General features: G+C 72.3%; 7 protein-coding genes. 6 read left to right on the top strand and 1 reads right to left on the bottom strand.

The window, feature by feature from the left end; genetic code table 11:
• The first annotated feature begins 138 nt into the window (after positions 1-138).
• Entirely contained in the window at positions 139-783 is a 645-nt protein-coding gene (locus ACIBK0_RS33720; RefSeq protein ID WP_399088233.1) for a dienelactone hydrolase family protein, read from the top strand.
• Positions 784-803: 20 nt separating this feature from the next.
• Positions 804-2,564 (top strand): DNA polymerase/3'-5' exonuclease PolX, encoded by a 1,761-nt coding sequence (gene polX, locus ACIBK0_RS33715; RefSeq protein ID WP_399088231.1) that lies wholly within the window; start codon positions 804-806, stop codon positions 2,562-2,564.
• Positions 2,565-2,755: 191 nt separating this feature from the next.
• Here polX and ACIBK0_RS33710 read toward each other — a convergent pair whose 3' ends face one another.
• Positions 2,756-3,295: a hypothetical protein gene (locus tag ACIBK0_RS33710; protein ID WP_399088229.1), complete on the bottom strand. Its 540-nt coding sequence runs from the start codon at positions 3,293-3,295 to the stop codon at positions 2,756-2,758.
• Between the two features lie 687 nt (positions 3,296-3,982).
• Between ACIBK0_RS33710 and ACIBK0_RS33705 the strand changes: the two genes are divergently transcribed.
• The 4 genes from ACIBK0_RS33705 (at position 3,983) to ACIBK0_RS33690 (ending at position 24,807) form a co-directional block, all read left to right on the top strand.
• Positions 3,983-5,707, top strand: a complete 1,725-nt coding sequence (locus ACIBK0_RS33705) for a fatty acyl-AMP ligase (protein WP_399088227.1) — start codon at positions 3,983-3,985, stop codon at positions 5,705-5,707.
• A 225-nt stretch (positions 5,708-5,932) separates the two neighbouring features.
• On the top strand, positions 5,933-20,728 hold the full coding sequence (locus tag ACIBK0_RS33700; RefSeq protein ID WP_399088225.1) for an SDR family NAD(P)-dependent oxidoreductase: 14,796 nt from the start codon (positions 5,933-5,935) through the stop codon (positions 20,726-20,728).
• Between the two features lie 63 nt (positions 20,729-20,791).
• Positions 20,792-23,671 (top strand): thioester reductase domain-containing protein, encoded by a 2,880-nt coding sequence (locus ACIBK0_RS33695; RefSeq protein ID WP_399088223.1) that lies wholly within the window; start codon positions 20,792-20,794, stop codon positions 23,669-23,671.
• On the top strand, positions 23,668-24,807 hold the full coding sequence (locus ACIBK0_RS33690) for an alpha/beta hydrolase (protein WP_399088221.1): 1,140 nt from the start codon (positions 23,668-23,670) through the stop codon (positions 24,805-24,807). Before ACIBK0_RS33695 ends, ACIBK0_RS33690 begins: the two co-directional genes overlap by 4 nt.
• Position 24,808: the final 1 nt, after the last annotated feature.

Raw genomic sequence — 24,808 nt, 5'->3', positions numbered from 1 at the left:
CCGGGCCATACGACGACGGGCGGCGCAGTGTCCGCTCCGCTTATGAGCGATCGATATCCAGCCTAGGGGGTACACGGTGGGAAGGAACCCCGAACATCGGCCACAGGACCGTACGACCCGAGGAAGAAGACGACGGTCATGATCTCCCAGTCGGTCGTGGTGCCCGCCGGCGGCGAGTCGCTCGCGGGCGATGTCATGGTGCCGGCCTCGGCCCGGGCGGTGGTGCTGTTCGCGCACGGCAGCGGCAGCTCCCGGCACAGCCCCCGCAACCGGATGGTCGCCGAACACCTGCGCGTTGCCGGACTCGGCACCGTGCTGATGGACCTGCTCACCGAACGCGAGGACCGCGAGGACGCCTGGACGCGGGAGCACCGCTTCGACATTCCGCTCCTGGGAAGCCGCGTGGCTGCCGTGATCGACTGGCTGGCGGGGCAGTCCGACACCAGAGGACTGCCCGTGGTCCTGTTCGGCGCGAGCACCGGAGCGGCAGCGGCTCTGGTGGCCGCGGCGGAGCGGCCCGAGCGGGTTCTGACCGTGGTGTCGCGGGGCGGCCGGCCGGACCTGGCGGGCGATGCCCTGCCCCGCGTACAGGCCCCGGTCCTGCTCATCGTCGGTGGCCGGGACCAGGAGGTACTCCGGCTGAACGAGGAGGCGGCCAGGCGGTTGCGGGTCCCGCACTCGCTGCGCGTGGTGCCCGGTGCCACCCACCTGTTCGAGGAGCCCGGCGCACTGGAGGAGGTCGCCGACGCGGCCAGGGACTGGTGCGAGGACCACCTCGGGTGAACCGTGCCTACTCTGGAGGTGTGGCTCGGTCCAACGACGAGGTCGCCGCGCTGCTGCACGAATACGCGGACCTGATCTCGATCACCGGAGGAGACGCGTTCAAGGCACGTGTCTACGAGAAGGCTGCCCGGGCGATCGGCGGCCACCACGCCGATGTGTCCACGCTCGACGTCAAAGGCCTCCAGCAGATCCCCGGCGTCGGAAAGTCGATCGCGGAGAAGGTCGTCGAGTACTTCCGCAGCGGCAGCGTGGCCGCGGTCGAGGAACTGCGGGCGAAAATCCCCGCCGGTGTCCGGCGGCTGACGGCCATCTCCACGCTCGGTCCGAAGAAGGCGCTGACGCTGTACGAGGAGCTGGGCATCTCCTCGATAGACGAACTGGTCGATGCCATCCACGAAGAGAAGCTGCGCGATCTGAAGGGTTTCGGACCCAAGACGGAGGAGAACATCCTCCACGGCATCGCGCTGCTGCAAGCTTCCGGAGACCGGGCCCTGCTCGACGTCGCCATGGACCTGGCCGAGGACATCGTCTCCGAACTGTCCCGGGTGACCGGTTGCCGGCGGTGCACGTACGCCGGGTCGCTGCGCCGCGTTCGCGAGACGATCGGCGACATCGACATCCTGGCCGCGGCGCACGAATCGGCGCCCGTCATGCGGGCGTTCACCGAGCTGCCGTACGTCACGGAGGTCATCGCGCGGGGCGAGACCAAGACGTCCATTCGTACCACCAAGGGCCTGGCCGTCGATCTGCGTGTCGTACCGCCGAACTCCTGGGGGGCCGCCCTGCAGTACTTCACCGGATCGAAGGCGCACAACATCCGCACCCGGGAACTGGCCGTGCACCAGGGGCTCAAGCTCTCCGAGTACGGACTGTTCGACGTCGAGAGCGGGGAGAAGATCGTTTCCGAGACGGAGGAGGCGGTGTACGCACGGCTCGGCCTGCCGTGGATTCCGCCACCGTTGCGCGAGGACCGCGGAGAGATCGAGGCCGGGCTGCGCGGCGAGTTGCCCGACCTGGTGGCGGAGGCGGACCTCCGGGGCGACCTGCACACGCACACCGACCTCACCGACGGCCTCGCCCCGCTCGAGGAGATGATCGCCGCGGCTGCCGAGCGCGGCTACGCGTACTACGCGATCACCGACCACGGACCGAACCTGTCCATGCAGCGGATGACCGACGAACGGATGCTGGCCCAGCGTGAACGCGTACAGGAACTCGACGGCACATACGACACGCACGGCAGGCGCGGTGGCATGAGTCTGCTGCACGGCGTGGAGCTGAACATCGATCCCGACGGCCAAGTGGACTGGCCGGGGGAGTTCCTGGCCGGCTTCGACCTGTGCGTGGCCTCGGTGCACTCGCACTTCAACCAGGGCCGCGCGGCGCTGACCCGGCGCATCGTACGTGCCTGCGAGAACCCTTACGTCAACATCATCGGTCACCCCACCACCCGCATCCTCGGCAAGCGGCCGGCCATCGACGTCGACCTCGACGCGGTCTTCGCCGCCTGCGCGCGTACCGGCACGGCCCTGGAGATCAACGCCCATCCGCATCGGCTCGACCTGCGCGACGAGGACATTCTGCGGGCCAGGCGGCACGGGGTGAAGTTCGCCATCGACAGCGATGCCCACTCCGTCCTCGACCTGGCCGCCATGCGGTACGGCGTGGGGACGGCGCAGCGCGGCTGGCTGACCAAGGACGACGTGATCAACACCTGGCCCCGGAATCGGTTGTTGCGCTTCCTGCACAAGGGGCGGGCGAAGCGGCGCGCCGCGGCGTGACCGGGTTCAGGCCGGACGCCGCCCTGTGCCGCGGTGGTCGACGTCGACCTTCTCGTCCCTGGTGATCCGGGTGTCCCGCTCCAGGGTGGACACCCGGATGGTGACTGCTGGAAGAAGCCTTCCGTCCGACCGGCAGCCCGGCGCCAGTGCCTCCTTGTCCGATGTGGTGGCGCCCGGCGAACCGCGGCTTGTCAGCGCGCGCCGGTCCAGTTGTGAGCGACATCCACCACGACACGGTCGTTCAACTGCAGTACACGGAAGGGCAGTCGGGCGCGAACTCCGAGCCCGATCTGCGTCTCGCCCTCGAAGCTGCCCGCGAACCGAGTGTCCCTGAAGGTGCGGTACCCGGTGAGGTCCGTGCCCGGCAGGGGGCGACCGGCCCGCCCGGGGTAGGTGGGTGCGCCGGTCTCGGGGTCGTAGCCGGGCGCGGCGACGCGCACCTCGATGACGGCTCCGCCGCCGACAGGTATGAGGCGACCCGATCCGTCCTGGTAGAGGTGGTCGACATACCCGACCCAGTAGCCGAGGCCGTCGCCGCCGCCGGGGATGTCGAAGACCATCCGGTCGTAGCAGGCGTGGCGGCCGGTCCTGATGTCCGTCAGCGGCGCCGTCGTGGTCGAGGCGACCGTCTTGCCGAGGCTGCCCCAACCGGTGGGGCATGCCGTGGCCTGTGCGGTGGTGAGGGCGGCGGCGTCGGCCGGTACCGCGGCCACTCCCAGGGCAGCGCTCATGAGCACCAGCGTCACCCATGTTTTTCTGATTCGTCTCACTGTGTCCCCCAAGACAGCTATGTGACTGATATCGACTGAGACAAGCGAGTTGGCTCAAAGGTTGCGTTATTCCCGACAAGCCTGAAATTGATGTATGTGAGCGGCGCGGCATGATCGGCTCCGAAGTGAGGAAGGGGCCACGTCCGGCAATCCCGGCCGCCCGCTGAATTCACCTCCGGCGGTGCGCACCCCTCATCCGCCGATCCCGCTCGGCGGCAGCGCAGGGAAGTGGACACCGCGACCGCATCAGTGAGTTGCACCACTGCGGCATAGGTGGCCATACGGCGAAGTCACGGCCTTTCCGGCGGGTGCCGGGAGCACTTCCGCAGGCTGCGTGGGGGGCAGGGTGTCAGCAGGCCTGGCTCGCATTTCCATAACAGGGCGTCAGGTTTCCCAATTCCTCGTTGAATACCCAGGGTTACCGCTGCGTCGCGGAGAAGACTTGCTATCGTGCTACTCGTTGGTAGCAAGCTGAACGGGGGTCGCGAGGAGCCGGCGTACGCATCGCTGCTGCTCCTCGGACGGGTTGGCCGAGATGGACGGTCTGGCAAGGGGGCCAGGTGTCCGCGGCTTCAGCGCGTACGCGTTACCCGGCCTTCGAACTCCAGTTCCCCTCGCCCATTGATCCGAACAGGTGAGACTCCTCATATGGCTCGTTCCCTGGTCGATTTGCTGACCGCGCATGCCTCGCAACAGCCCGACCGGACCGCCTACCGCTATCTCGTCACGGGTGACTGTGACGGAGAGATCCAGGACATCTCGTACGGCCGTCTGGCAAACCGGTCGCGAGCCGTCGCCGCCTGGCTGCAGGAGCGCGGTCTGGCCGGCTCTCGCGCCATGCTGCTGTACCCGCCCGGCCTCGAGTTCATCTGCGGCTACCTGGGCTGCCTTTCGGCCGGGGTCGTCGCCGTGCCGGGCGTGCCCCCACAAGGGCGCTCGCAGAACCATCGCGCCCTGATTCGTATGAAGCGCCTGATAGCCGACGCGGACGCCAAGGTGATCCTGGGCGGCCGTGAAGTGATAGCCGCCCTGGGCGCCATGGCGGAACACCTGCCCGAACTGGACGGCGTCACCTGCGTCGCCACCGAGGACATCCCCGACGCGGCGGCCGACTCCTGGCACGAACCCGACCTCACCGCCGACTCGGTCGCCTTCCTCCAGTACACCTCCGGCTCGACCTCCGCCCCGCGCGGTGTGATGGTGACCCACGGGAACCTGCTGGACAACGAGCGGTTCATCACCGAGCGGATGGGCCACACCCCGGACACGATCGCCGAGTACGACCACGAACTGTTCGTCAGCTGGCTGCCCGTGTACCACGACATGGGTCTCATCGGCCCCGTCCTGAACACGGTCTACCTCGGCGTGACCGCCACGCTCTTCTCGCCGCTGCACTTCCTGCAGCAGCCCCAGCGCTGGCTGACCGCCCTCAGCCGCTACCGACCGCACACCAGCGGCGGCCCCAACTTCGCGTACGAGCTGTGCCTGAAGCACGCCACGCCCGACCTCCTCGACGGGCTCGATCTGAGCCGGTGGAAGGTCGCCTTCAACGGCGCCGAACCGGTACGGGCCGCCACCCTGCGGCGGTTCACGGAGACCTTCGGTGAGGCCGGCTTCCGCCGCGAGGCCCTCTACCCCTGCTACGGCCTCGCCGAGGCCACCCTGATGGTCACCGGCAGCTCGGTGCAGGCCGCGCCCACCCTGATCGAGGCCGCCGAGACCGGGCCGCACGTCGGCGCGACGGACGCGGCGGCGGTCGGTTGCGGGCGGCCCGGCCCCGGTACGACCGTGGTGATCGCCGACCCCGAGCGGCAGGAGGAGCTGCCCGAGGGCGAGGTCGGGGAGATCTGGGTCGGCGGAGCGAGCGTCGCCAAGGGCTACTGGCGCAACGCCCTCGCCACCCGCGAGACCTTTCGGGCCACCCTCGAGGACCGCGAGGGCCGCTTCCTGCGGACCGGCGATCTCGGATTCCTGCGGGACGGCGAGCTGTTCGTCACCGGCCGCCTCAAGGACCTGATGGTCATCGACGGGCGCAACCACTACCCGCAGGACCTGGAGCTGTCCGCCGAGTTGACCCACTGGGCGCTGCGGCCCGGCTGCACCGCGGCATTCTCCGTGGACGGCGGAGTCTGCGGCGAGCAGCCTGTCGTCGTCGCCGAGACGGCCCCCGAGGCGGCGGGCGAGAGCGAGAAGATCATCGACCTGATCCGCAGCGCGATCGGCGAGGCCCACGGCCTGGCGCTGCGCGACGTGGTGCTGGTCCACCCCGGCACCATCCCCAAGACGTCCAGCGGGAAGATCCAGCGCCGTGCCTCCCGGGCGGCATACCTCGACGGCACCCTTTCGGTCGTCGGCGCCCCCGCCACGAGATGACGTCACCCGCTGCCGTCGGCGCGCGTCCGCGCCGACGGCGGTGCGACGGTCGTACGGGTCGTACCAGCCGTACGCCGCTTCCTCGGTCTGCGTCGCCCGAATGCGCTGTGCGCCGCCCGAATCCACCGTACGTCGGCCCCAACAGCCGTACACCCACCAGGCGTACCCGCCGCATCGGCCGTACGGAATCCGCCTGAGCCCGAGTTCACGAGGACACCTGTCTAGATGCCTGCGAACGAGATGCCCGCGAACGAGACCCCGAAGCAGTTTCCCGAGATGTCCGTCACGAGTCCCGAGGGGGCGCGGGACTGGCTGGCGTCGGCCGTCGCCGAGGCGGCCGGGCTCGACCCGTTGGCCGTCGACCCGGAGCGGCCGATCGCCGAATTCGGCCTCGGATCAAGGCAGTTGGTGACGCTGGCGGCAGATCTCTCCAAACGGACCGGACGGCCGCTGGAGCCGTCTCTCGTCTTCGATCACCCCACGATCGCGGCGATCAGCGAGGCGGTCTTCGGCGAGCGGACCGCCGGTGCGGTGGCGGCGGACCCGGCGCCGGCCGACACGCCCGTGCGGGCCGACGACGACATTGCGATCATCTCCCTGGCCTGCCGCTTTCCCGGCGGCGCCGACGACCCCGAGGCGCTGTGGCGGCTGCTGGCCGCGGGCGAGGACGCCATCACCGAGGTGCCCGCGGGCCGTTGGGACACCCAGAGGCTCTACGACCCCGACCCGGAGGCCACCGGCAAGGCGTACACCCTGCGCGGCGGGTTCCTCTCCGACATCGACCGCTTCGACGCGCCCTTCTTCGGGATCTCGCCGCGCGAGGCCGCGGCCATGGACCCGCAGCAGCGGCTCCTGCTGCAGACCAGCTGGGAGACGATCGAGCGCGCCGGGATCGTCCCTCGGGCGCTGAACGGCAGCTCCACGGGCGTCTACATCGGCCTGTACGACAGCGGGTACCTGGCCTCGGCCGGGCTGGGGCAGCTCGACGGGCACGTCGGTACGGGCTCGGCGTCCAGCGTGGCCTCCGGGCGCATCGCCTACACCCTCGGTCTCCAGGGCCCTGCGGTGACGGTCGACACCGCCTGCTCCTCCTCCCTCGTCGCCCTGCACCTGGCGGCGCGGGCGCTGGCGAGCGGCGAGTGCGACCTCGCGCTGGCGGGCGGCGCCACGCTGCTCGTGACGCCGCGCGGGCACGTCGAGTTCAGCCGGCTGCGCGGGCTGTCGCCGTCCGGGAGGTGCAGCCCGTTCTCGACCGACGCGGACGGAGTGGTGTGGGCCGAGGGGTGCGGTCTGGTGCTGCTCAAGCGGCTCGCCGACGCGCGCCGGGACGGCGACCGGGTCCTCGCGGTCGTCAAGGGGTCCGCGATCAACCAGGACGGGCGCAGCCAGGGCCTGAGCGCCCCCAACGGTCCCGCGCAGGAACGGGTGTTGCGTGCCGCTCTCGACGCCGCCGGGCTCCGGCCGCAGGACCTGGACTACGTCGAGGCGCACGGCACGGGCACGCTGCTCGGCGACCCCATCGAGGGGCGGGCGCTGGCCGCCGTCTTCGGGCCGGGACGCCCGGCCGACCGGCCGCTCGGCGTCGGCTCCCTGAAGTCGAACATCGGGCACACACAGGCCGCGGCGGGCATCGGCGGCGTCATCAAGACGGTGCTGGCATTCGGCCACGAACTGCTCCCGGCCTCGCTGCACGCCCAGACCCCGACCGAGCACGTCGACTGGGCGGACCACGGCCTCCGCGTGCACAGCAGCGCGCGGGCGTGGCCGAGGGGCGACCACCGGGTGCGGCGGGCCGGGGTGAGCGCGTTCGGGATCAGCGGCACGAACGCTCACGTGGTGCTGGAGGAGGCGCCGGAGGACCTGGCACGGCCGGTCGTCGAGCGGCGGCCCGCCCCACAGTCGACCGCTGGGGAGACCGGGCAGGGGCGAGCCGGAGAGCAGGCTGCCGGGCCGGGTCGGGTCGACGGGCAGAGTGTTGTGCCTGAGCCGGGCGAACCGTTGCCTGTCGAGTTGGGGCGGGCCGAAGTGCAGGCTGCCGGGCCGGGTCGGGTCGACGGGCAGAGTGCCGAGCCTGAGCCGGCCGAACCGCTGCCCGTCGAGTTGAGCCGACCCGAAGCGCAGGCTGCCGAGCCGGGGCACGCGGAACAGCAGACGGCTGAGGCGCAGCACTGCGAGCAGTTGGCCGCCGAGCCGGCGCGAGCCGAAGAGCGGAGCAGCGAGCCGAAACGCTCGCAAGAGCCGAGGCACTCGCAACAGCCGCGGCCCGAGGAGCTGCGGCCCGAAGAGCCGCGGACGCAAGAGCCGCAGGCCGAACGGCCGCGGTCCGAAGAGCCGCAGCCCGAACGGCCGCGGACCGAAGAGCCCACCGCCGAGCGGCCCGCGAAGACCCTCTTCCCGCTCTCCGCCCGCACTCTCCCCTCCCTTCAGGGGCAGGCGGCCCGACTCGCCGAAGCACTCGCGGCACAGCCGCAGTTGCCACTGTCCGGCGTGGCAGCGACGCTGGCCCACCACCGTACGCACTTCGAGCAGCGAGCCGTCGTCCAGGCCGGGGGCCGCGACGAACTGCTCACCGCGCTCCACGGTCTCGCCGAGGGACAGCCCGACGCCGACCTCATCGTCGGCCCTCAACAGACACTCCTCGCAGGCAAGTTGGCTTTCGTCTTCCCCGGCCAGGGCTCCCAGTGGACCGGCATGGCGCGCGATCTCCTCGACAGCTCCCCGGTCTTCGCGGACGAACTGGACCGCTGCGACGCCGCCCTGCGTCCGTACACCACGTGGTCGGTGACGGCCGTCCTGCGCGGCGACGCGAGCGCCCCCTCCCTGGACCGCGTGGAAGTCGTCCAGCCGGTCCTCTTTGCCGTGATGGTGTCCCTGGCCGCGGTGTGGCGGGCCCGGGGCGTACGCCCGGACGCCGTGATCGGGCACAGCCAGGGAGAGGTCGCCGCAGCCTGTGTCGCCGGGGCGCTCAGCCTCAACGACGCGGCGGCCGTGGTCGCCCTGCGCAGCCTGGCCCTCACCGAGCTGTCCGGCTCCGGCACCATGGCGGTCGTCGCTCTGCCGCACACCGCTCTCGAGGCGCGCCTCGCCGCATACGACGGCCGGGTCTCGGTCGCCGCCGTGAACAGCGGCCGCTCGACGGTGCTCGCCGGTGACGTGGAGCCGCTGGAAGCCCTGCTCGCCGATCTCGACCGGCAGCAGGTGTTCGCCCGCCGCCTCGACGTCGACTACGCCTCCCACAGTGCCCGGGTCGAGCCGGTCCGCGCGACGATCCTCGACGAACTCGACGGCGTCATCACGTACCCGACCTCCGTCGCCTGGTACTCGACCGTCACCGGCCAGCCGGTCACCGAGGAGCTGGAAGCCGACTACTGGTACGCCAACCTCCGCGAACCCGTCCGCTTCGCGTCCGCCGTGGAGCGCATGACGGCCGACGGATACCGCCACTTCGTCGAACTCGGCCCCCACCCGTCACTGCTCACCGCACTCCGCACCGTTGCCGAGGACGCCGGCCACGACGACCTGGTAGCCGTCGGATCGCTCCGTCGCGACGAGGACGGGCCCGCCTGCCTGGACCGCGCCGCCGCCGAACTCCACATGCATGGACGGCAGATCGACTGGCCCCGCCTGGTCGCCGACGCCGAACCGGCGGATCTGCCGACGTACGCCTGGGACCCGCAGCGCTACTGGACCGAGCCCGAGCCCGAGTCCGCGGCCGGCGCCTCCGGTCTCTTCGACCGTTCCGCACACCCGCTGCTCGGTGTCCAGTTGCAGTCCGCGGACGACACTCGCTGGACCTTCCGCAACGAGTGGTCCGCGGCCACCGCCGACTGGCTGGCCGACCACACCGTCTTCGGACGGACCGTGGTCTCGGGCACCACTTTGATGGAGCTGTGCCGCGCCGCGCTGGCCGTGGCCCACCCGGACGATCAGGGTGACGTCACCGACCTGCTGCTCCTCGCGCCACTCACCCTGCCCGAGTCCGGCACGGCCGAGGTGTCCGTCGAGGTGGTGACTGCCGGTCCCGTACCGGAGATCACCGTGCACAGCCGTCCGCGCGGAGCCGAGGCCGCGGGCTGGACCCTGCACGCCACCGCGTCGGCGGCCGAGCCCACCCCGGCGACGGCCGGGCAGCCGCCGCTGTGGCCGGAGGCCGCCGAACCGGCCTGGAGCGAGGAGACGTACGAGCGGCTCACCGGGCTCGGCCTCGGCTACGGCCCGGCCTTCCAGGGCGTACGGTCGGCGGTCACGACCGCCGACGGCGAGCTGGTGGCCCGGCTCTCGTTGCCGGCCGTGGCCCGCGACGCGGCGGACCCGTACCCGGTCCACCCGGCGCTGCTGGACGCCGCGCTGCACGTGAGCGCCGCGTTCGACGCGTCCGACGGCAGGGTGCTGCTGCCGGTCTCGGTGGGCCGCTGCGTCCTGCCGCCCGGCGGCGCGACCGAACTCACCGCGCTCGTTCGGCGATCGCGCGGCTCCGGAACGGACCTCACCCTGGACGTGACGCTGTGGGACGCGGACGGTCTCCTGGCGGGTCGGCTGGAGGGCGTACGGCTGCGGGCCGCGGATCCGGCGGACCTGAACGGCGTCTCGGAGAACGGCAGGCACCTGTACGAGGTGGTCTGGACGGCCGCGCCCGAGACGCCCACCGGGACGCCGGGTACCGAGTGGGCCGTCGTCGGCGACCGCTCGGACGCCGAGGTCATTGCAGCCCTGCGAGGCCTTGAGGCGGCGGGGGTCCAGGTGCACGAGACGGGCACCGACGTCCTCGTCAGGTTCTGGCCGCGTCCGGCATTGGATGCCGAACCAGGCACCGCGGCCAAGGAGTTGGCGGCCACGGCACTGGCCGAGCTGCAAGCCCTGATCGCGCTCCCGGAGGGCGGGACGCCGGGGCGGACCGTTTGGGTGACCCGCGGCGCGGTCGCGGCCGGCGACCGGGACACGGTGCCCGGTCTGGCCCAGTCGGTGCTGTGGGGCCTGGCCCGCAGCGCGCGCACCGAACACCCGGACCTCGGCCTCACCCTGCTCGACCTCGACGGCACCGAGCCTGCGGGCGCTCTGCCGACCGCCCTCGCTTACACCGACGAGCCCGAACTCGCGTGCCGGGAAGGTGCGTTGCTCGTTCCGCGGCTGGTGCGCGCCCAGGCCGCGGACGCTCTGCGGATCCCGGCAGGGGACCACTACGAGCTGGCCGGCCTCCCGGCGGAGCCGACACTTCGCGCGGTGGCGGCCCAGGCCTCCGTCGCACCTGGCCAGGTGAGGATCCAGGTGCACGCGTTCGCTGTGCACCCCGCCTGGGCCGGTGTCCCTGGTGGCGGGACACTGTGCGCCGGTGTGCTCACCGAGGTGGGTGCCGACGTCGAGGGATTCGCCCCCGGTCTGCGGGTCGTCGCCCTCGCCGAGAGCGCGCCCGGCTCCGAGGCGGTCGCCGACGCGCTGCTGGTCGCGGTACTCCGGGACGACGTTCCGTTCACCGCCGCGGCTGCCCTGCCCCTCGCCCTCACTGCCACGGCGGACCGTGGACAGCTCGGGGCGGCCCTGCGCGAGGCCGTCGGTGCCGGGCAGCCGCGTCCCGCGCACACCCCATGCCTTCCCGTCACGGCTGCCCGCGAGGCGATGCGCCGGGCTGTCGCGTCCGGCAACCCCGTCGTCCTCGATCTGGTGAGCCGCCCCGCCCCGGTGCCCACCGACGGCACGGTGCTGATCACCGGAGGCCTGGGCGCGGTGGGCCGTCACATCGCCCGGCAGCTCGCCGAACACGGTGTCCCGCGCCTGCTGCTGACCTCACGTCAGGGGCTGGGCGACCCGCGTGCCGCGGACGTCACCGCGGAACTGACCGCGCTCGGCGCCGAGGCCGAGGTGGTGGCGTGCGACATCGCGGACGCAGCGGCCGTGGCCGGCGTACTGGGTGGTATCGGCGACGAGTTGCCGCTGCGCGGCGTCGTGCACTGTGCCGGCATCCTGGCCGACGGGGTGGTCGCCGAGCTGACGCCCGAACGCCTCGCAGAGGTGTTGCGGCCCAAGGTCGACGGCGCCGCCCACTTGCACCGGCTCACTGCCGACACGCCGCTCGACCTCTTCCTACTGATCTCCTCGGCCGCAGGCGTCGTCGGCAACCCGGGCCAGAGCAACTACGCCGCGGCCAACGTCTTCCTCGACCAACTGGCCCACCACCGACGCTCCTTGGGATTGCCCGGAGTCTCGGTCTCCTTCGGTGCCTGGGCGGGCGAGGGCCTCGCCGCCGAACACGCCGACCTGGAGCGGATGGCCCGCCTCGGCCACCGCGCGCTCACCCCCGACCAGGGTCGCGACCTCGTCGCACTCTCCTTGCGGCGGGGCGCACCGCACCTGGTCGCCTGGGCTCTGGACCTGCCCCGACTGCGCGACAACCCGGCCACCACGGGAGGTACTTCCGCGGCCCTGTGGCGCTCGCTGCTGCCCGCGCCCCGCACCGGCCGGGACAGCGGCGACGGCCTGGCCGAGCGCCTGGCCCGGCTGCCGGAGGCCGAACGCGCCGAACGCGTCCTGGCCCTCGTCCGAGACGAGGCCTCCCGCGCCCTCGGCCTGCCCTCGCCGGAATCCGTCCGCCCCGACCAGCCGCTGCGCGAACTCGGCATGGACTCGGTGACGGCGGTCGAACTCCGCAACCGCATCGGCACCCGCATCGGCGCCAAGCTCCCCGCCACCCTGCTGTTCGACCACCCCACCTCGACCAGGCTCGCCGCGTACCTGCTGACCACCGCGCTCTCGACGGACGGCCGTACGACCGGTCGGACCGCTCCCGACACGCAGTCGACCCGTACGACGGTGTCGGCGTCCGACGAGCCGGTGGCCCTGGTGGCCATGGCATGCCGGCTGCCCGGCGGCGTGAGCGATCCCGACGGCCTGTGGCGCCTGGTGGCGCAGGGCCGTGACGCGGTCGGCCCGTTCCCGGCGGGACGCTGGGACGTGGAGTCGCTGTACGACCCCGACCCGGAAGCCCTGGGCAAGTCGTACGCGCGGGAGGGCGGCTTCCTGGAGGACCTGGAGTCCTTCGACGCCGGCTTCTTCGGGATCACTCCGAAGGAAGCGGCAGCCATGGACCCGCAGCAGCGCCTGCTGCTGGAGACGGCGTGGGAGGCGCTGGAAAGGGCCGGGATCGTGCCCGCCGAGCTGGCGGGGAGCACCACCGGTGTGTACATCGGTATGTTCGGCAGCGACTACCTGTCGGGCTCCCGGCTCGACCAACTGGACGGATACGTCGGTACGGGGTCTGCGCTGAGCGTGGCCTCCGGCCGGCTGGCCTACGTCCTGGGGCTGGGCGGCCCGGCGTTGACAGTGGACACGGCGTGCTCGTCGTCGCTGGTGGCGCTGCACCTGGCGGCGCAGGCGCTGCGGTTGGGCGAGTGCGACCTGGCGCTCGCCGGTGGCGTGACGCTGATGGTCACACCGCAGACCTTCGTGGAGTTCAGCCGTCTGCGCGGGTTGTCCCCGACCGGCCGCTGCCGCTCCTTCTCCGACGGCGCCGACGGTGCCATCTGGGCCGAGGGCGCGGGCATGGTCGTACTGAAGCGGCTGAGCGACGCACGGCGTGACGGTGACGAGGTGCTGGCCGTGCTGCGCGGCACGGCCGTCAACCAGGACGGCCGCAGCCAGGGGCTGTCCGCGCCGAACGGACCGGCTCAGGAGCAGGTGATCCGGCGGGCGCTGGAGCTGTCCGGCCTTCGGCCGGCCGACATCGACTACGTCGAGGCACACGGGACGGGCACGACCCTGGGCGACCCGATCGAGGCGAACGCCCTCTCGGAGGTCTTCGGCGACTCTCGACCGCCCGGTCTCCCGCTGTATCTGGGATCGCTGAAGTCCAACATCGGGCACGCGCAGGCCGCTTCGGGTGTGCTCGGGGTGATGAAGGTGGTGCAGTCGCTGCGCCGGGAGGCCCTGCCGCGCACCCTGCACGCCGAGACGCCCAGTCGCCACGTCGACTGGGCGGACAGCGGGCTCCAGCTGCTGCAGGAGCCGGTCGCCTGGCCGTCGTCGCGGGAGCGCGTACGGCGGGCCGGCGTGAGCGCCTTCGGGATCAGCGGAACCAACGCACATCTGATCGTCGAGGAGGCGCCGCCGCCGGTCGAGGCGGAGCACGAGGGCGAACTCCCGCCCGGGAAGCGGCTCTTCGTCCTGTCCGGGCGGAGTGAGACCGCGGTCCGGGGGCAGGCTGCCCGGCTGGCCGAGCAGCTGAGCGACGACGTCGCCGCCCTGCCGGACATCGCCCACTCCCTCGCGCGGCACCGCAGCCACTTCGAGCGGCGCGCCGCGGTCGTGGCGGGCGACCCCGACGAACTGCGCGCCGTGCTGGACGCGTTGGCGACCGGACGGAAACCGGTGGCGCCGCCGCGCGAGGAGCAGACCGGCAAGGTGGCCTTCGTCTTCGCCGGCCACGGCGGGCAATGGCCGGGCATGGGCCTGGAGTTGCTGGCCGACTCCGAGCCCTTCCGGGAGGAGCTGGCCCGCGTCGACGAGGCGGTGCGCCGACACGTCGGCTGGTCGGTGCTCAATGTGCTGCGGGCACCGGAGGAGTTCTCCCCGCTCGACCGGACCGAGTACCTGCAGCCGGTGCTGTTCGCGGTCAATGCGGCGCTCGCCGCCGCCTGGCGTGCCCTCGGCATCGCCCCGGACGCCGTGGTGGGGCACAGTCTGGGCGAGATCGCCGCCGCGTACAGCGTGGGCGCCCTCACCCTGGACGAGGCCGTGACGGTGGTGACCGGGCGCGCCCAGGCGGTCGTACCGCTGGTCGGACACGGCGGAATGCTGGCCGTGGAACTGCCGCGCACGGAGGTCGAGGAGCTGCTCGCTCCTTACCCGGACCGGCTGTTCGTCGCCGCGGTCAACAGCGCGAATTCCACGGCCGTTTCCGGCGAGGCCGATGCGCTGGCCGAGCTGCGGCAGTACCTGGAGGAGCGGGCGATCCCCGTCCGACGGCTCTCGACGGCGTTCGCTTCGCACACTCCGTTGATGGAGCCGCTCCGCGAAGAACTCCTCGACCGTTTCTCCGGCGTCCGGGGCACGCGGACGCACACCCCGCTGTACTCGGCGGTGCTGGCCGAACCGGTGTCAGGCGACCGGCTGGATGGCGCGTACTGGTTCGCCAACCTCGGGCGACCCGTCCGTTTCGCGGACGCGATCCGACGGATGCTGGACGACGGCTACCGCTACTTCGTGGAATTGAGCCCGCACCCCTCGCTCATCCCGTCGATCGAGGCGGTCGCCGCCGAGGCCGGGATCGACGCGGTCGGCGTCGGCTCGCTGCGCCGGCAGCAGGACGGGCGCGACGTTCTGCTGCACAGGCTGGGGGAGTTGTACGAGGCCGGACACACGCCCGACTGGTCGGCGGTCTTCCCCGAGGGGCGCCGGGTCGACCTGCCCACGTACGCCTTCGCCCGCGAACGCCACTGGCTCGCGCCCGCCCCGGCCACCGCGTCGGGCACGTCGCCGCTCCTCGGCACGCACATCGAGGCCAGCGACGAGCCCGAACGGCACACCTTCCAGAGCGACATCGACCTGCACGACAGCCGTTTCGCCTATCTCATGGACCACCGAGTCACCGGCGAGGTCTGGCTGCCCGGCGCCGCCTTCCTCGGTATGGCGCTGGAGGGCGCGTCCACGCTTCACGACGGCGGCGAAGTGCGGCTGGCCGACGTCAGGTTCCTCCAGCCGCTGCGGTTGGACGCGGACCGGCCCGTACGTCTACAACTCGTCCTGCGGCCCGCCGAGGACGGCTTCAGGGACTTCACGATCGCTTCGGCCGCCGTGGGGGAGCGGGGTACGCGGTGGCAGCGGCACGCCGTCGGACGGGTCGCCGTCGGCCCCGTGGAACCCGTGGTCGATGCGCGGTTCGCAGCGCTGCGCGAACAGTGCACGGAAGAAGTCGACCTCTCGGGTGTCTACGGCCGACTCGCCGCCCTCGGCATCGACTACGGCCCCGCCTTCCGCGGCCTCGAAGCGGGACACCGCGCGGCCTCCGCGGCGCTCGGCCGGCTGGCCGACAGGCCGGCCGCCGGCCACCTGCTGCACCCCGCGGTCCTCGACGCCGCCTTCCACACGGCGGCCCTGCCGGACGACGCGCCCGAGGGCCGTGCGTTCGTGCCGGCCGGGGTCGGCCGGCTCAGGTTCACCGGACTGCGCACCACCCCCGCGTGGGTGACCTGCGCACTGCGGTCCGTGGACGGCGACACGGCGATTTTGGACCTGCGGCTCTGGGACGCGAACGAACAACTGGTCCTGGAGGCCGAGGAGTTCGAATTGGCTGCGCTCTCCCCGTTGGACGGCGCGCTCTTCGAGACCGGCTGGCAGCCGCGCCCGGACGCGCACGCGCGGCCCGCGGAGGGCCGTTGGCTGATCCTGGCCGACGAGACGGGGGTGGCCGCCGAACTCGCCGAGCGGCTGGGCTCGTCGGTGCCGCACGTGATCGCCCGCAGGGGCGAGGAATTCGGCCTGGAGGGCCCCGGCCGGTACGTCCTCGACCCGACCGATCCCCGGCACCTGGCCCGGCTCTTCGACGAGGCGTTCACGGACGGGCTGCCCGAGCGAGTGGTCCAGCTGTCCGCCCTCGACGCCCCGCCGATCGCGGATGCCCGTACGGCCGAGGAGGCGGCACGACTGGGCTGCCTCACCACCCTGCACCTGGTGCAGACGCTCGCCGACCGCCCCCAAGGCCGGGCTCCCCGCCTGTTCGTGGTCGCCCGCGGCAGCCAGGCCGCCGGTGACAGCACGCAGGTGACGCACCCGCAGCAAGCGCTCGCCTGGGGCTTCGGTCTCGCGGTGGCCCAGGAGTACCCGGAGCTGTCGACCACACTGATCGACCTTCCGGCCACCGACGGCGGCGACGCGCTGTGGACCCAGCTGCGACACGCCGACGACGAACGGCTGGTCGCGCTGCGGGAGTCGGGCCGCCTGGTGCCGCGTCTGGTCCGCACCCGCGCGGACGACGGCGGTCACGACCGGATCGCCCCGGACGGCGTTCACCTGATCACCGGCGGTCTGGGCGGCCTCGGCCGCGTTGTCGCCGAACGGCTGGTGCGTCGCGGCGCCCGCCGACTGGCCCTGATGAGCCGGGGTACGCCCGACGCGGACACCGCCGACTGGATCAAGGGCCTCCAAGAGCGCGGCGTGAGCGTGCACTTGGCGCGCGCCGACGTCGCCGACCGGGACAGTCTGACGGCTGCCCTGGACGCCGTACGACGTGAAGCCGGCCCCATCGCCGGAATCGTCCACGCGGCCGGCGTCCTCGACGACGCCACCGTGGCGAACCTGACGGACGAACGCGTCCTGCGTGTCCTCGCCCCGAAGGTCCTCGGCACCGCGCTGCTCACGGAGCTGATCCCGGAAGCCGGAAGCCTGGTCCTCTTCGCCTCGGCGGCCGGCCTTCTCGGCTCGGCCGGGCAGAGCCCGTACTCGGCGGCGAACGCCTTCCTCGACGCCTGGGCACACCACCTCGCCCGCGCCGACCGCCGGGCGCTGAGCCTGGACTGGGGCGCCTGGGAGGGCGTCGGCATGGTCGCCGAGTCCGGCACCCGGGCCGCCGAGACCAGCCGGTCGGGGCTGGTCGCGTTCTCCCCGCAGGACGGTGGCGAACTGTTCGATCGGGTGCTGACCACCTCCCGCCGCCAGCTCGCGCCCATCTCCCTGGACTGGGAGATGCTGGCGCTCGATCCGGACGCGGCGCGCACCCGCCCGATCCTGGGCGACCTCGTCGCCGTCCCGGTGGGCGCCGCGGACTCCGACGGCCTCGTCAAGAAGGTGTTCGCCGCGACGACGGACCAGGACCGCGCCGAGTGGCTCGAAGCGTACGTACGGGCCAGGGTCGGCGAGGTTTCCGGAGGAGTCGTGGACGTCTTCGCGACCTCGGCCCTGAAGGAACTGGGCCTGGACTCCCTCATGCTCGTGCGCCTGCGCAACGCCTTCGCCCGCGAGCTGGGCGTCGAGCTCCCCGCCGCCACCGTGTTCTCGGCGTCCGACATCCGCGGCCTCGCACGGTCCCTGGGCGAGGCGCTCCCCGAGCGGAACACCGGGACGGTGGGGGAGGAGTGGCCCCGAGCCGCCGTCGAGGTGCCGCAGAGCGAACTGCGGCCCGCCACCCGCGATGTCGTACGGCTGCTGCGCAGCGCCCAGCCCGGCATGCCGGACGCGGCGCACGGCGTCGGCCTGGCCGTACGGCTCGTCACGCCGACCACCCGAGAGGCGCTCACCGACATCCTCACCCGGCTCTCAGGACGGCACGCGGCCCTGCGCACGGCGATCGTCGACGGTGCTGAAGGCGGGCGGCAGTTGCGGGTGGAACGGGAGCCGGCGCGGCCGGTCCTGAGCTGGACGACCGCCGAGGGCGAACTCGACGCCGCCGAGGGGCTGTGTCAGCTGCTGGAGCCGCCGTTCGATCTGGCGAACCCGTCGCTGTGGCGGTTCGAGCTGCTCGACGGCGGTGCGCAGGGCCAGATCCTGGTGTTCGGCGCGCACCACGCGGTGAGCGATCTGCAGTCGCTGCTGCTGGTGGCGGGGGAGATCGACGCCGAGCTGTCCGGTACCTCGCTCGGCGACGCCGTGACGAACCGCGACATCCATCTGTTGATCGAGGCCCAGCAGACGGGCGATGCCCCCGGCCCGGGAGCCGGCGCGGCCGAGTGGCGCGAGGCCTTCCACGGCAGCGCGCGTCTCGACCTGACACTCGCCCGGCCGCGCCCGGCGGCGCGTTCCTATCGGGCCGGCAGTGTGACCGTGGCGATTCCCGACGGGCTCATGGAGCGGGTCTCGGCGGCCGCGAGCGGGCTCGCCATCACGCCCGCCGCCTTCTGTCTCGGCACCCTGACCGTACTGCTGGCGCGGAAGCGCGAGCGGGAGCGGTTCGTGCTCGCCGTGCCCGTGGACACCCGCATCCACGCCGACGCGTACGACGCGGTGGGCTTCTTCGGAGTGCCGGTGCCGTTCCCGGCCGAGGCCCGGCCCGGCGAGCGGATCGAGGAGGTGCTGCGCCGCACCGACGGCCGACTCGACCGGGTTCTCGCCAAGGGCGCCATGTTCTCGGACGTGCTGTCGACGCTGGCCCAGCAGGGGCTGTTCCGCGCCAACGCACCGCTGGTGGAGGTGTACTTCAACTACGTACGCTCCTCGGCCGGCCGCCTCACCCACCTCGAGGTGCTGCCGGCCGGGACGGGCTACACCGACCTGGACCTGATGATCACCATGACCCCGGACGCGGGCCGGATCCGCCTCGACCACAATCTCGACATCCTGAACGAGGAGACCTCCACCGAACTGGGGGAGGAGTTCCTGCGGCTGCTCGCGGAGGCGGTCGACGATCCGAGGGCGGCGGTCCGTACCACGGTCGAAGCCGCCCCGGTCGAGGCCGCCCCGGTCGTGGCTGAAGCCCGGGCCGAAGCCCCGGCCGTCGAGCCCGCTGCCGCCGCGCGCCCCTCGCTCGCCCTCGCCGCCACCTTCGCCCTCGGCAACCTCCCACCGCTCTGCGAGGCGGCGGCCAACGAGGGGGCGCAGGACGGTGGTCTGACGGTCGCGGAAGCCCCGTATCACCAAGTGCTCGCCGGCCTGCGCGACCCCTCCGGCGTCTTCGCCGACCCCACCACGGTGGTGAGCGCGGTGCTGTTGCGGGCGGTGGACCTGGAACGGTTCGGCCCGGTGGACGACGCGCTGCTCGCCGAGTTGCGCACCGAGTACCCGGCAGCACTGAGGGCCCTGTCCGAACGGACCGGCAAGCCGCTGGTCGTCGGCTTCCTGCCGTCCCGACGGCAGGAGGGGCGGCTCGTGCGCTGGGAGCGCGAGATCGCCGCCGAACTGGTCGAGTCGCCCGGCATCGCGGTGCTCCGCCCCGAAGACTGGACCCGCCATCACGGCGTCGAGAATCCCTTCGACGAGCGGACCGAGCGGCTGGCGCACCTCCCCTTCACCCCCCGCTTCCAGGCGGCGGTGGCGCTGCGACTGGCCGAAGCCGTACGAGCAGTCCGGCGGCCCGCGCCGAAGGTGATCGCGGTGGACGGCGACCAGACTCTGTGGGGCGGGGTCGCCGGGGAGATCGGCCCGGAGGCGGTGGACCTTTCCGGTCCGCGGGCCCTGCTGGCGCGGAGGCTGCTGCAGTGGCGTGCCGCGGGCGCGCTGCTGGCGCTGGTCAGCAACAACGACGAGGACACGGTCCGAGCCGTTCTGGAGCGCCCCGACAGCCTCCTGAAGGCGGAGCACTTCAGCGTGCTCTCCGCCACCTGGGGTCCCAAATCCGGCCGCCTGGTCGAGGCGGCGCACACGCTCAACCTCGGGCTGGACAGCTTCCTGTTCCTGGACGACAACCCGGTCGAGATCGGTGCAGTGCGGTCGGCGTTGCCACAGGTGCTGTCGGTGACCTGCCCGCCGACGGCCGAACTGGCCGAGTTCCTGGGCCGGTTGTGGCCGCTGGTCCCGGCGGCGGCGACGGCCGAGGACGCGCTGCGGGCGGGGTTCTACGCGCAGGAGCGGGAACGGGACGCCGCACGCGAACAGGCCGGTTTCGAGGAGTTCCTCGCCCAGTTGGAGCTGGAGGTCGACATCCGGGCCCTGTCCGGGGCCGATGCCCAGCGGGCGGATCAACTCGTCCGCCGTACGAACCAGTTCACCCTCCGCGCCAGGTCGGCCGACGGCGGCGACCTCGCCCGGTGGCGGGAGCGCGGTGAGGTGTGGACGGCCGCGGCCCGGGACCGCTTCGGCGACTACGGCCAGATCGGTCTGCTCGCCGTCCGCCCCGACGGCGACCAACTCGACGTACTGGCCTGGCTGATGAGCTGCCGGGCGCTCGGCCGAGGCGTCGAGGAACGCCTGTTGCAGTGGCTGGCCGACCGCGCGGACGAGCTGGGCTGCGCCAAGGTCCGGCTGACGGCGGAGCGTACCCCGCGCAACGTACCGGCTCGTCGTCTTCTCGTCGCGCTCGGCGGGGGAGACCAGGACGACGAGCGCCTGGAGAGCGTGGTCACACCCGAACACCTGCGGACATTCCGTTCCTGGCAGCACCAGTGACCGGCCGGCTTCGACCGCCGGCAGCAATGAGCGAGAGGACGAGGCACAACGTGAAGGGCTCTCATGCGTGATGTGAACGAGGACGCGTCGGCGTACGCCGACGGACAGCGGGCGACCGGCGAGTCCATCGAGCGGGGCGGCGGCGGACTCAGCGTGGACGCCCTGCTGGCAAGGGTCAGGTTGGCGGCCTCGCCCGGGTCGACGGGCAGCGGGGCGGACACCGCCGCGTCGCGGTCCGCTGATGGCGTCGCGGACTGCGCTTCGCCCGTGTCGGCCGGCCTCGCAACGGATGTTGCCGTGCCCGGGTCGACGGGCAGCGGGGCGGACTCCGCCATGATCATGCGGGCCCCGGCCGGTACGCACTCCGCCCTGCTTGGGTCGGCCGGTGACGTCGGGGACTCCGCCTTGGCGGAGCCGACGGGCGTCGTCACGGACAATGCCTCGCTCGGGGCGACCGGCATCGCCACGGATTCGCCCTCGCCCGTGTCGACCGCCATCGCCACTGACCCCTCTCCCTCCCAACCGACCGGCAGTCGCGCGGACTTCACCCCGCCCGGGTCGACCGGCAGCGCGCCGTATTCGGTTGTCGGCTCAGCCGTGCCCCAGGACGTGGACGGTCTCGCCGCAGCCATCGCCGCCGCGGCGGGCCCCTTTCTGCCCGAGGGACACTTGTCGCCCGACACCGACTTCTTCGACGCCGGGGGCTCCTCCGTGGGTGCCGTGGAACTGGTCGCGGAGCTGGAACGCGCGCTGGGCATGGAGATCGGCCTGGACGACGTGTTCGCCGATGCCCGGCCACGCAGCCTCGCCCAGCGTTGGCTGTCGACCGGTGGAGGCACGGTCACCTCGTCGGACCCGGGTACATCAACAACCCCCGTGCCCGCAGCGACCTGGGCCACGGCCGAGTCGGGTGCACCGGTGCCGTACGGCGTCTCGGAATCCCCGACGATCAGGCCCACGTCGGTCCGCGCGGCCACCGACACCGGCACTTCGCCGGCTCCGGGCACCCTCCCCCTGTCCGCCCCGGGCACTCTCCCGATATCGTCCCCCCGAACGCCATCCGCGGTGGGGACCACTCTCCAGCCCGGCAGCGGCGACACCCCGTACGGCACAGCCCGCCGCGAGGACCTCGACCAGATCCTGGCCGACCTCGCTCTCGCCGACCGACTGCCCTGGACCGCCTCGGCCGAGCCGCTGCCGCCCCGCCGGATCCTGCTGACCGGCGCCACCGGCTTCCTCGGCAGCCACATGCTCCTCGATCTGCTGCGGCACAGCGACGCCCATGTCTACTGCCTGGTCCGCGCGGCCGATGAGGAGGCGGCCCTCGCCCGGCTCGGTGAGGCGCTGAAGAGCTACCAGCTGCCCTGGTCGTCGGAGATCCGGCGCCGGGTGACCGTGCTCCCCGGCGACATCAGGCGCCCGCGCCTAGGCCTGTCCGACGTCCTGTGGAACACGCTCGCCCACGAGCTGGACAGCGTCGTCGGCGTGGCGGCGGCCGTGGACTTCCTGCGTGGCTACCAGTCGCTGCGGCAGAGCAACGTCATCGGCTCGCTGACCCTCGCCGAACTCGCCGCGACCGGCCGGCCCAAGCCGCTGCACCACATCTCCTCCATCGCGGTCTTCAACGAGGTCGGCATCGGCTCGATGGGAGAGGACGACCCGCTCGCGCACGTCGATCGCCTCATAGCCGGGTACGACCAGACGAAGTGGGCCGCCGAAGTCGCACTCCGCCGGGTCCGCGACCACGGTCTGATCGTCACGGCGATGCGCCCGGGCGGCATCGGCGGTCACACCAGGACCGGCGCCTACAACCCGCAGGACCTCAGCAGCGGCCTCATCTCGGCCTTCGGCCGCTTCCGCACCGTGCCCGCCTTCCGCTACCTGAACTCGGCCCCGGTGGACTGGGTGAGCCGGGTCGCGGTCGGCGTCATCTGCGAACCCGACGCCTGGGGCTACGACTACAACCTCACCGGTGTGCCCAACACCCTCGACGACGTCGTACGCGACATGGCGTTCGGCGGCATGCACGTACGCGTACAGGACTGGGACGAGTGGCGCACCGACACCCTGGCCCGCCTCGAGGCCGAGCCGGTGCCCGAACTCGACTTCCTGACACGGGTGTTGCAGAGCCCCACCGCCCTCAAGCTGTGCGAGGCGACACTCAAGGGCCCGGCGGCCGACGACGACCGCACGGCCGCGCTCGTCGAAGCCCTCGGGCTCCGGCCGGCGGCCCGCTACGACGCCCAGGCCCAGCTGAAGACGTTCGAGCGGCTCGCCCAGGACGGCCTGGCCCGGCTGCCGCACAAGGACGACCAGCCCTACCTGTGGTTCTCGGAGACGACCGAGGGAGGTGTCGGCCCGGTCGGGGCCCCCGCCGACACACCCTGCTCGATGGCGCTCACCCTCTCCATCGCGAGCATGTACCAGTTGGTGAAGGAGCGCCGGGTGGACGTCAGCGGCGAGCTGATGTGCACGGCGGTGCACCCCGAACCCCTGGTCGTGGAGCGCGGCGACGTCTGGATCCGCCCCGAGGAGGGCATCCCGCAGCAGCACGGTCTGCGGCATCAACTCCTGTGCTACCGGCTGCGGTTGTGCGATGCCGACGGCGGGTTCTGGTGGTTGGCGGGCCGCAAGTACGCTCGGGCCCGCCGCGATGTGTGGCGGCAGACCCGCACGCTGACCGTCGAGATCGGCCGCGAGGGCGAACCGGCAGCCCTGGCGGGCGAGGTCGTCGTGCCCGCCGACAGCTACGTACGCGACCAGATCGACGGCATCAAGGTCGACCCGCGCCTGACCGGCCAGGAGAAGCGGGCCGCCAAGCTCGCCTGGCTCGCCTGGTTCGGCCTGGAGATGGGCCGCGGCCTGCTCGGCCCGTTCACCCGGGCCGCCGCGGACCTCCTCGACCTGCGCCGCACCCCCACCCTCACGGAGCACAATCGATGATCTTCAGGACGACCACCACCTCCCGGACGAGGCCGGCGCTCCGCAGGGTCAGGACCACTACCGCCCTGCGCCCGCTCCACCACCGCCTCGACCCGGCGGCCGTCGAGGAGATCCCCTTCCGGGCGGGCGACGGCGTCCGGCTCGGCCTCACCCGGGTCGACAGCGGCGAGAGCGACCGGCCCGCCGTGCTGCTCCTGCACGGGCACACCGCGTCCGCCGACATGTTCCTGCTGCCGGAGACCCGCAACCTGGTCGACGTCCTGCTCGACGACGGCTACGAGCCGTGGCTGCTCGACTGGCGGGGCAGCTGCCGGCTCCCGTACAACGAAACCGGCCAGAAGTACACGTACGACGACGTCGCGCTGTACGACATTCCCGAGGCCGTCGCCCACATCCGCGGGCGCATCGGAGACCGGCCGCTGTTCGTCGTCGCCCACTGCATCGGATCCCTCGCCCTCTCGCTGAGCATGACGGCGGGGCTGGTGCCGGGCCTCGCGGGGGTGGTGTCCCAGGGCGTGTTCCTGACGCCGAAGCTCGCCGGCCGCACGTCGCTGCGGATGTCGGTGGCCGGGGAGCTGCTGAAGACCCGGATCGACCACATCCCGGTGGACTTCCGCAAGGTGGGCCTCTGGTCCAAGTACACGCCGCTGTTCGCGCTCGCCTCCCGGAAGGCGGGCTGCCCCGATCCGACCTGCCAAATCCTGCACAACTCGGCGTGGGGCACGGGCGCCTCCCTGTTCGTGCACGAGCACCTGTCCGCGACGACCCACAACCGCCTCGCGGAGCTGCTGGGCCCCGCGCCGCTGTGGATCCTGCCGCATCTGCGTCGGATCGAGCTGGCCCGCAGCGTGGTCCGCTGGCACGACACCGACCACCGTTACCGGGCATTGCCGCCCAACGCACTGGACGCGGCCGCCCGCATCGACGCTCCCGTCCTGCTGCTCTCGGGCAGCGAGAACGGCCTGTGGCTGGACTCCCAGAAGCTCTGCCACGAGGTCCTCGCCCACCGGCAGCCCCAATTGGACGTCGCGTACACAGAGATTCCCGGGTACGGCCACCTCGACACGTTCCTCGGCCGGGGCGCGGCCCTCGACGTATTCGGGCACATCCTCGAATTCCTCGGCAAACGACGGTGAC

This window comes from Streptomyces sp. NPDC050564 (assembly GCF_044457265.1).
Taxonomy (GTDB): Bacteria; Actinomycetota; Actinomycetes; order Streptomycetales; family Streptomycetaceae; genus Streptomyces.
This window is presented reverse-complemented; position numbering and strand designations above follow the sequence as displayed.

What these genes read in the sequence shown, in the direction of transcription:
- ACIBK0_RS33690 (WP_399088221.1), top strand. Translation starts at nt 23,668, where the DNA reads ATGATCTTCAGGACGACCACCACCTCCCGGACGAGGCCGGCGCTCCGC.
- ACIBK0_RS33720 (WP_399088233.1), top strand. Translation starts at nt 139, where the DNA reads ATGATCTCCCAGTCGGTCGTGGTGCCCGCCGGCGGCGAGTCGCTCGCG.
- ACIBK0_RS33695 (WP_399088223.1), top strand. Translation starts at nt 20,792, where the DNA reads ATGCGTGATGTGAACGAGGACGCGTCGGCGTACGCCGACGGACAGCGG.
- ACIBK0_RS33705 (WP_399088227.1), top strand. Translation starts at nt 3,983, where the DNA reads ATGGCTCGTTCCCTGGTCGATTTGCTGACCGCGCATGCCTCGCAACAG.
- ACIBK0_RS33710 (WP_399088229.1), bottom strand. Translation starts at nt 3,295, where the DNA reads ATGAGCGCTGCCCTGGGAGTGGCCGCGGTACCGGCCGACGCCGCCGCC.
- ACIBK0_RS33700 (WP_399088225.1), top strand. Translation starts at nt 5,933, where the DNA reads ATGCCTGCGAACGAGATGCCCGCGAACGAGACCCCGAAGCAGTTTCCC.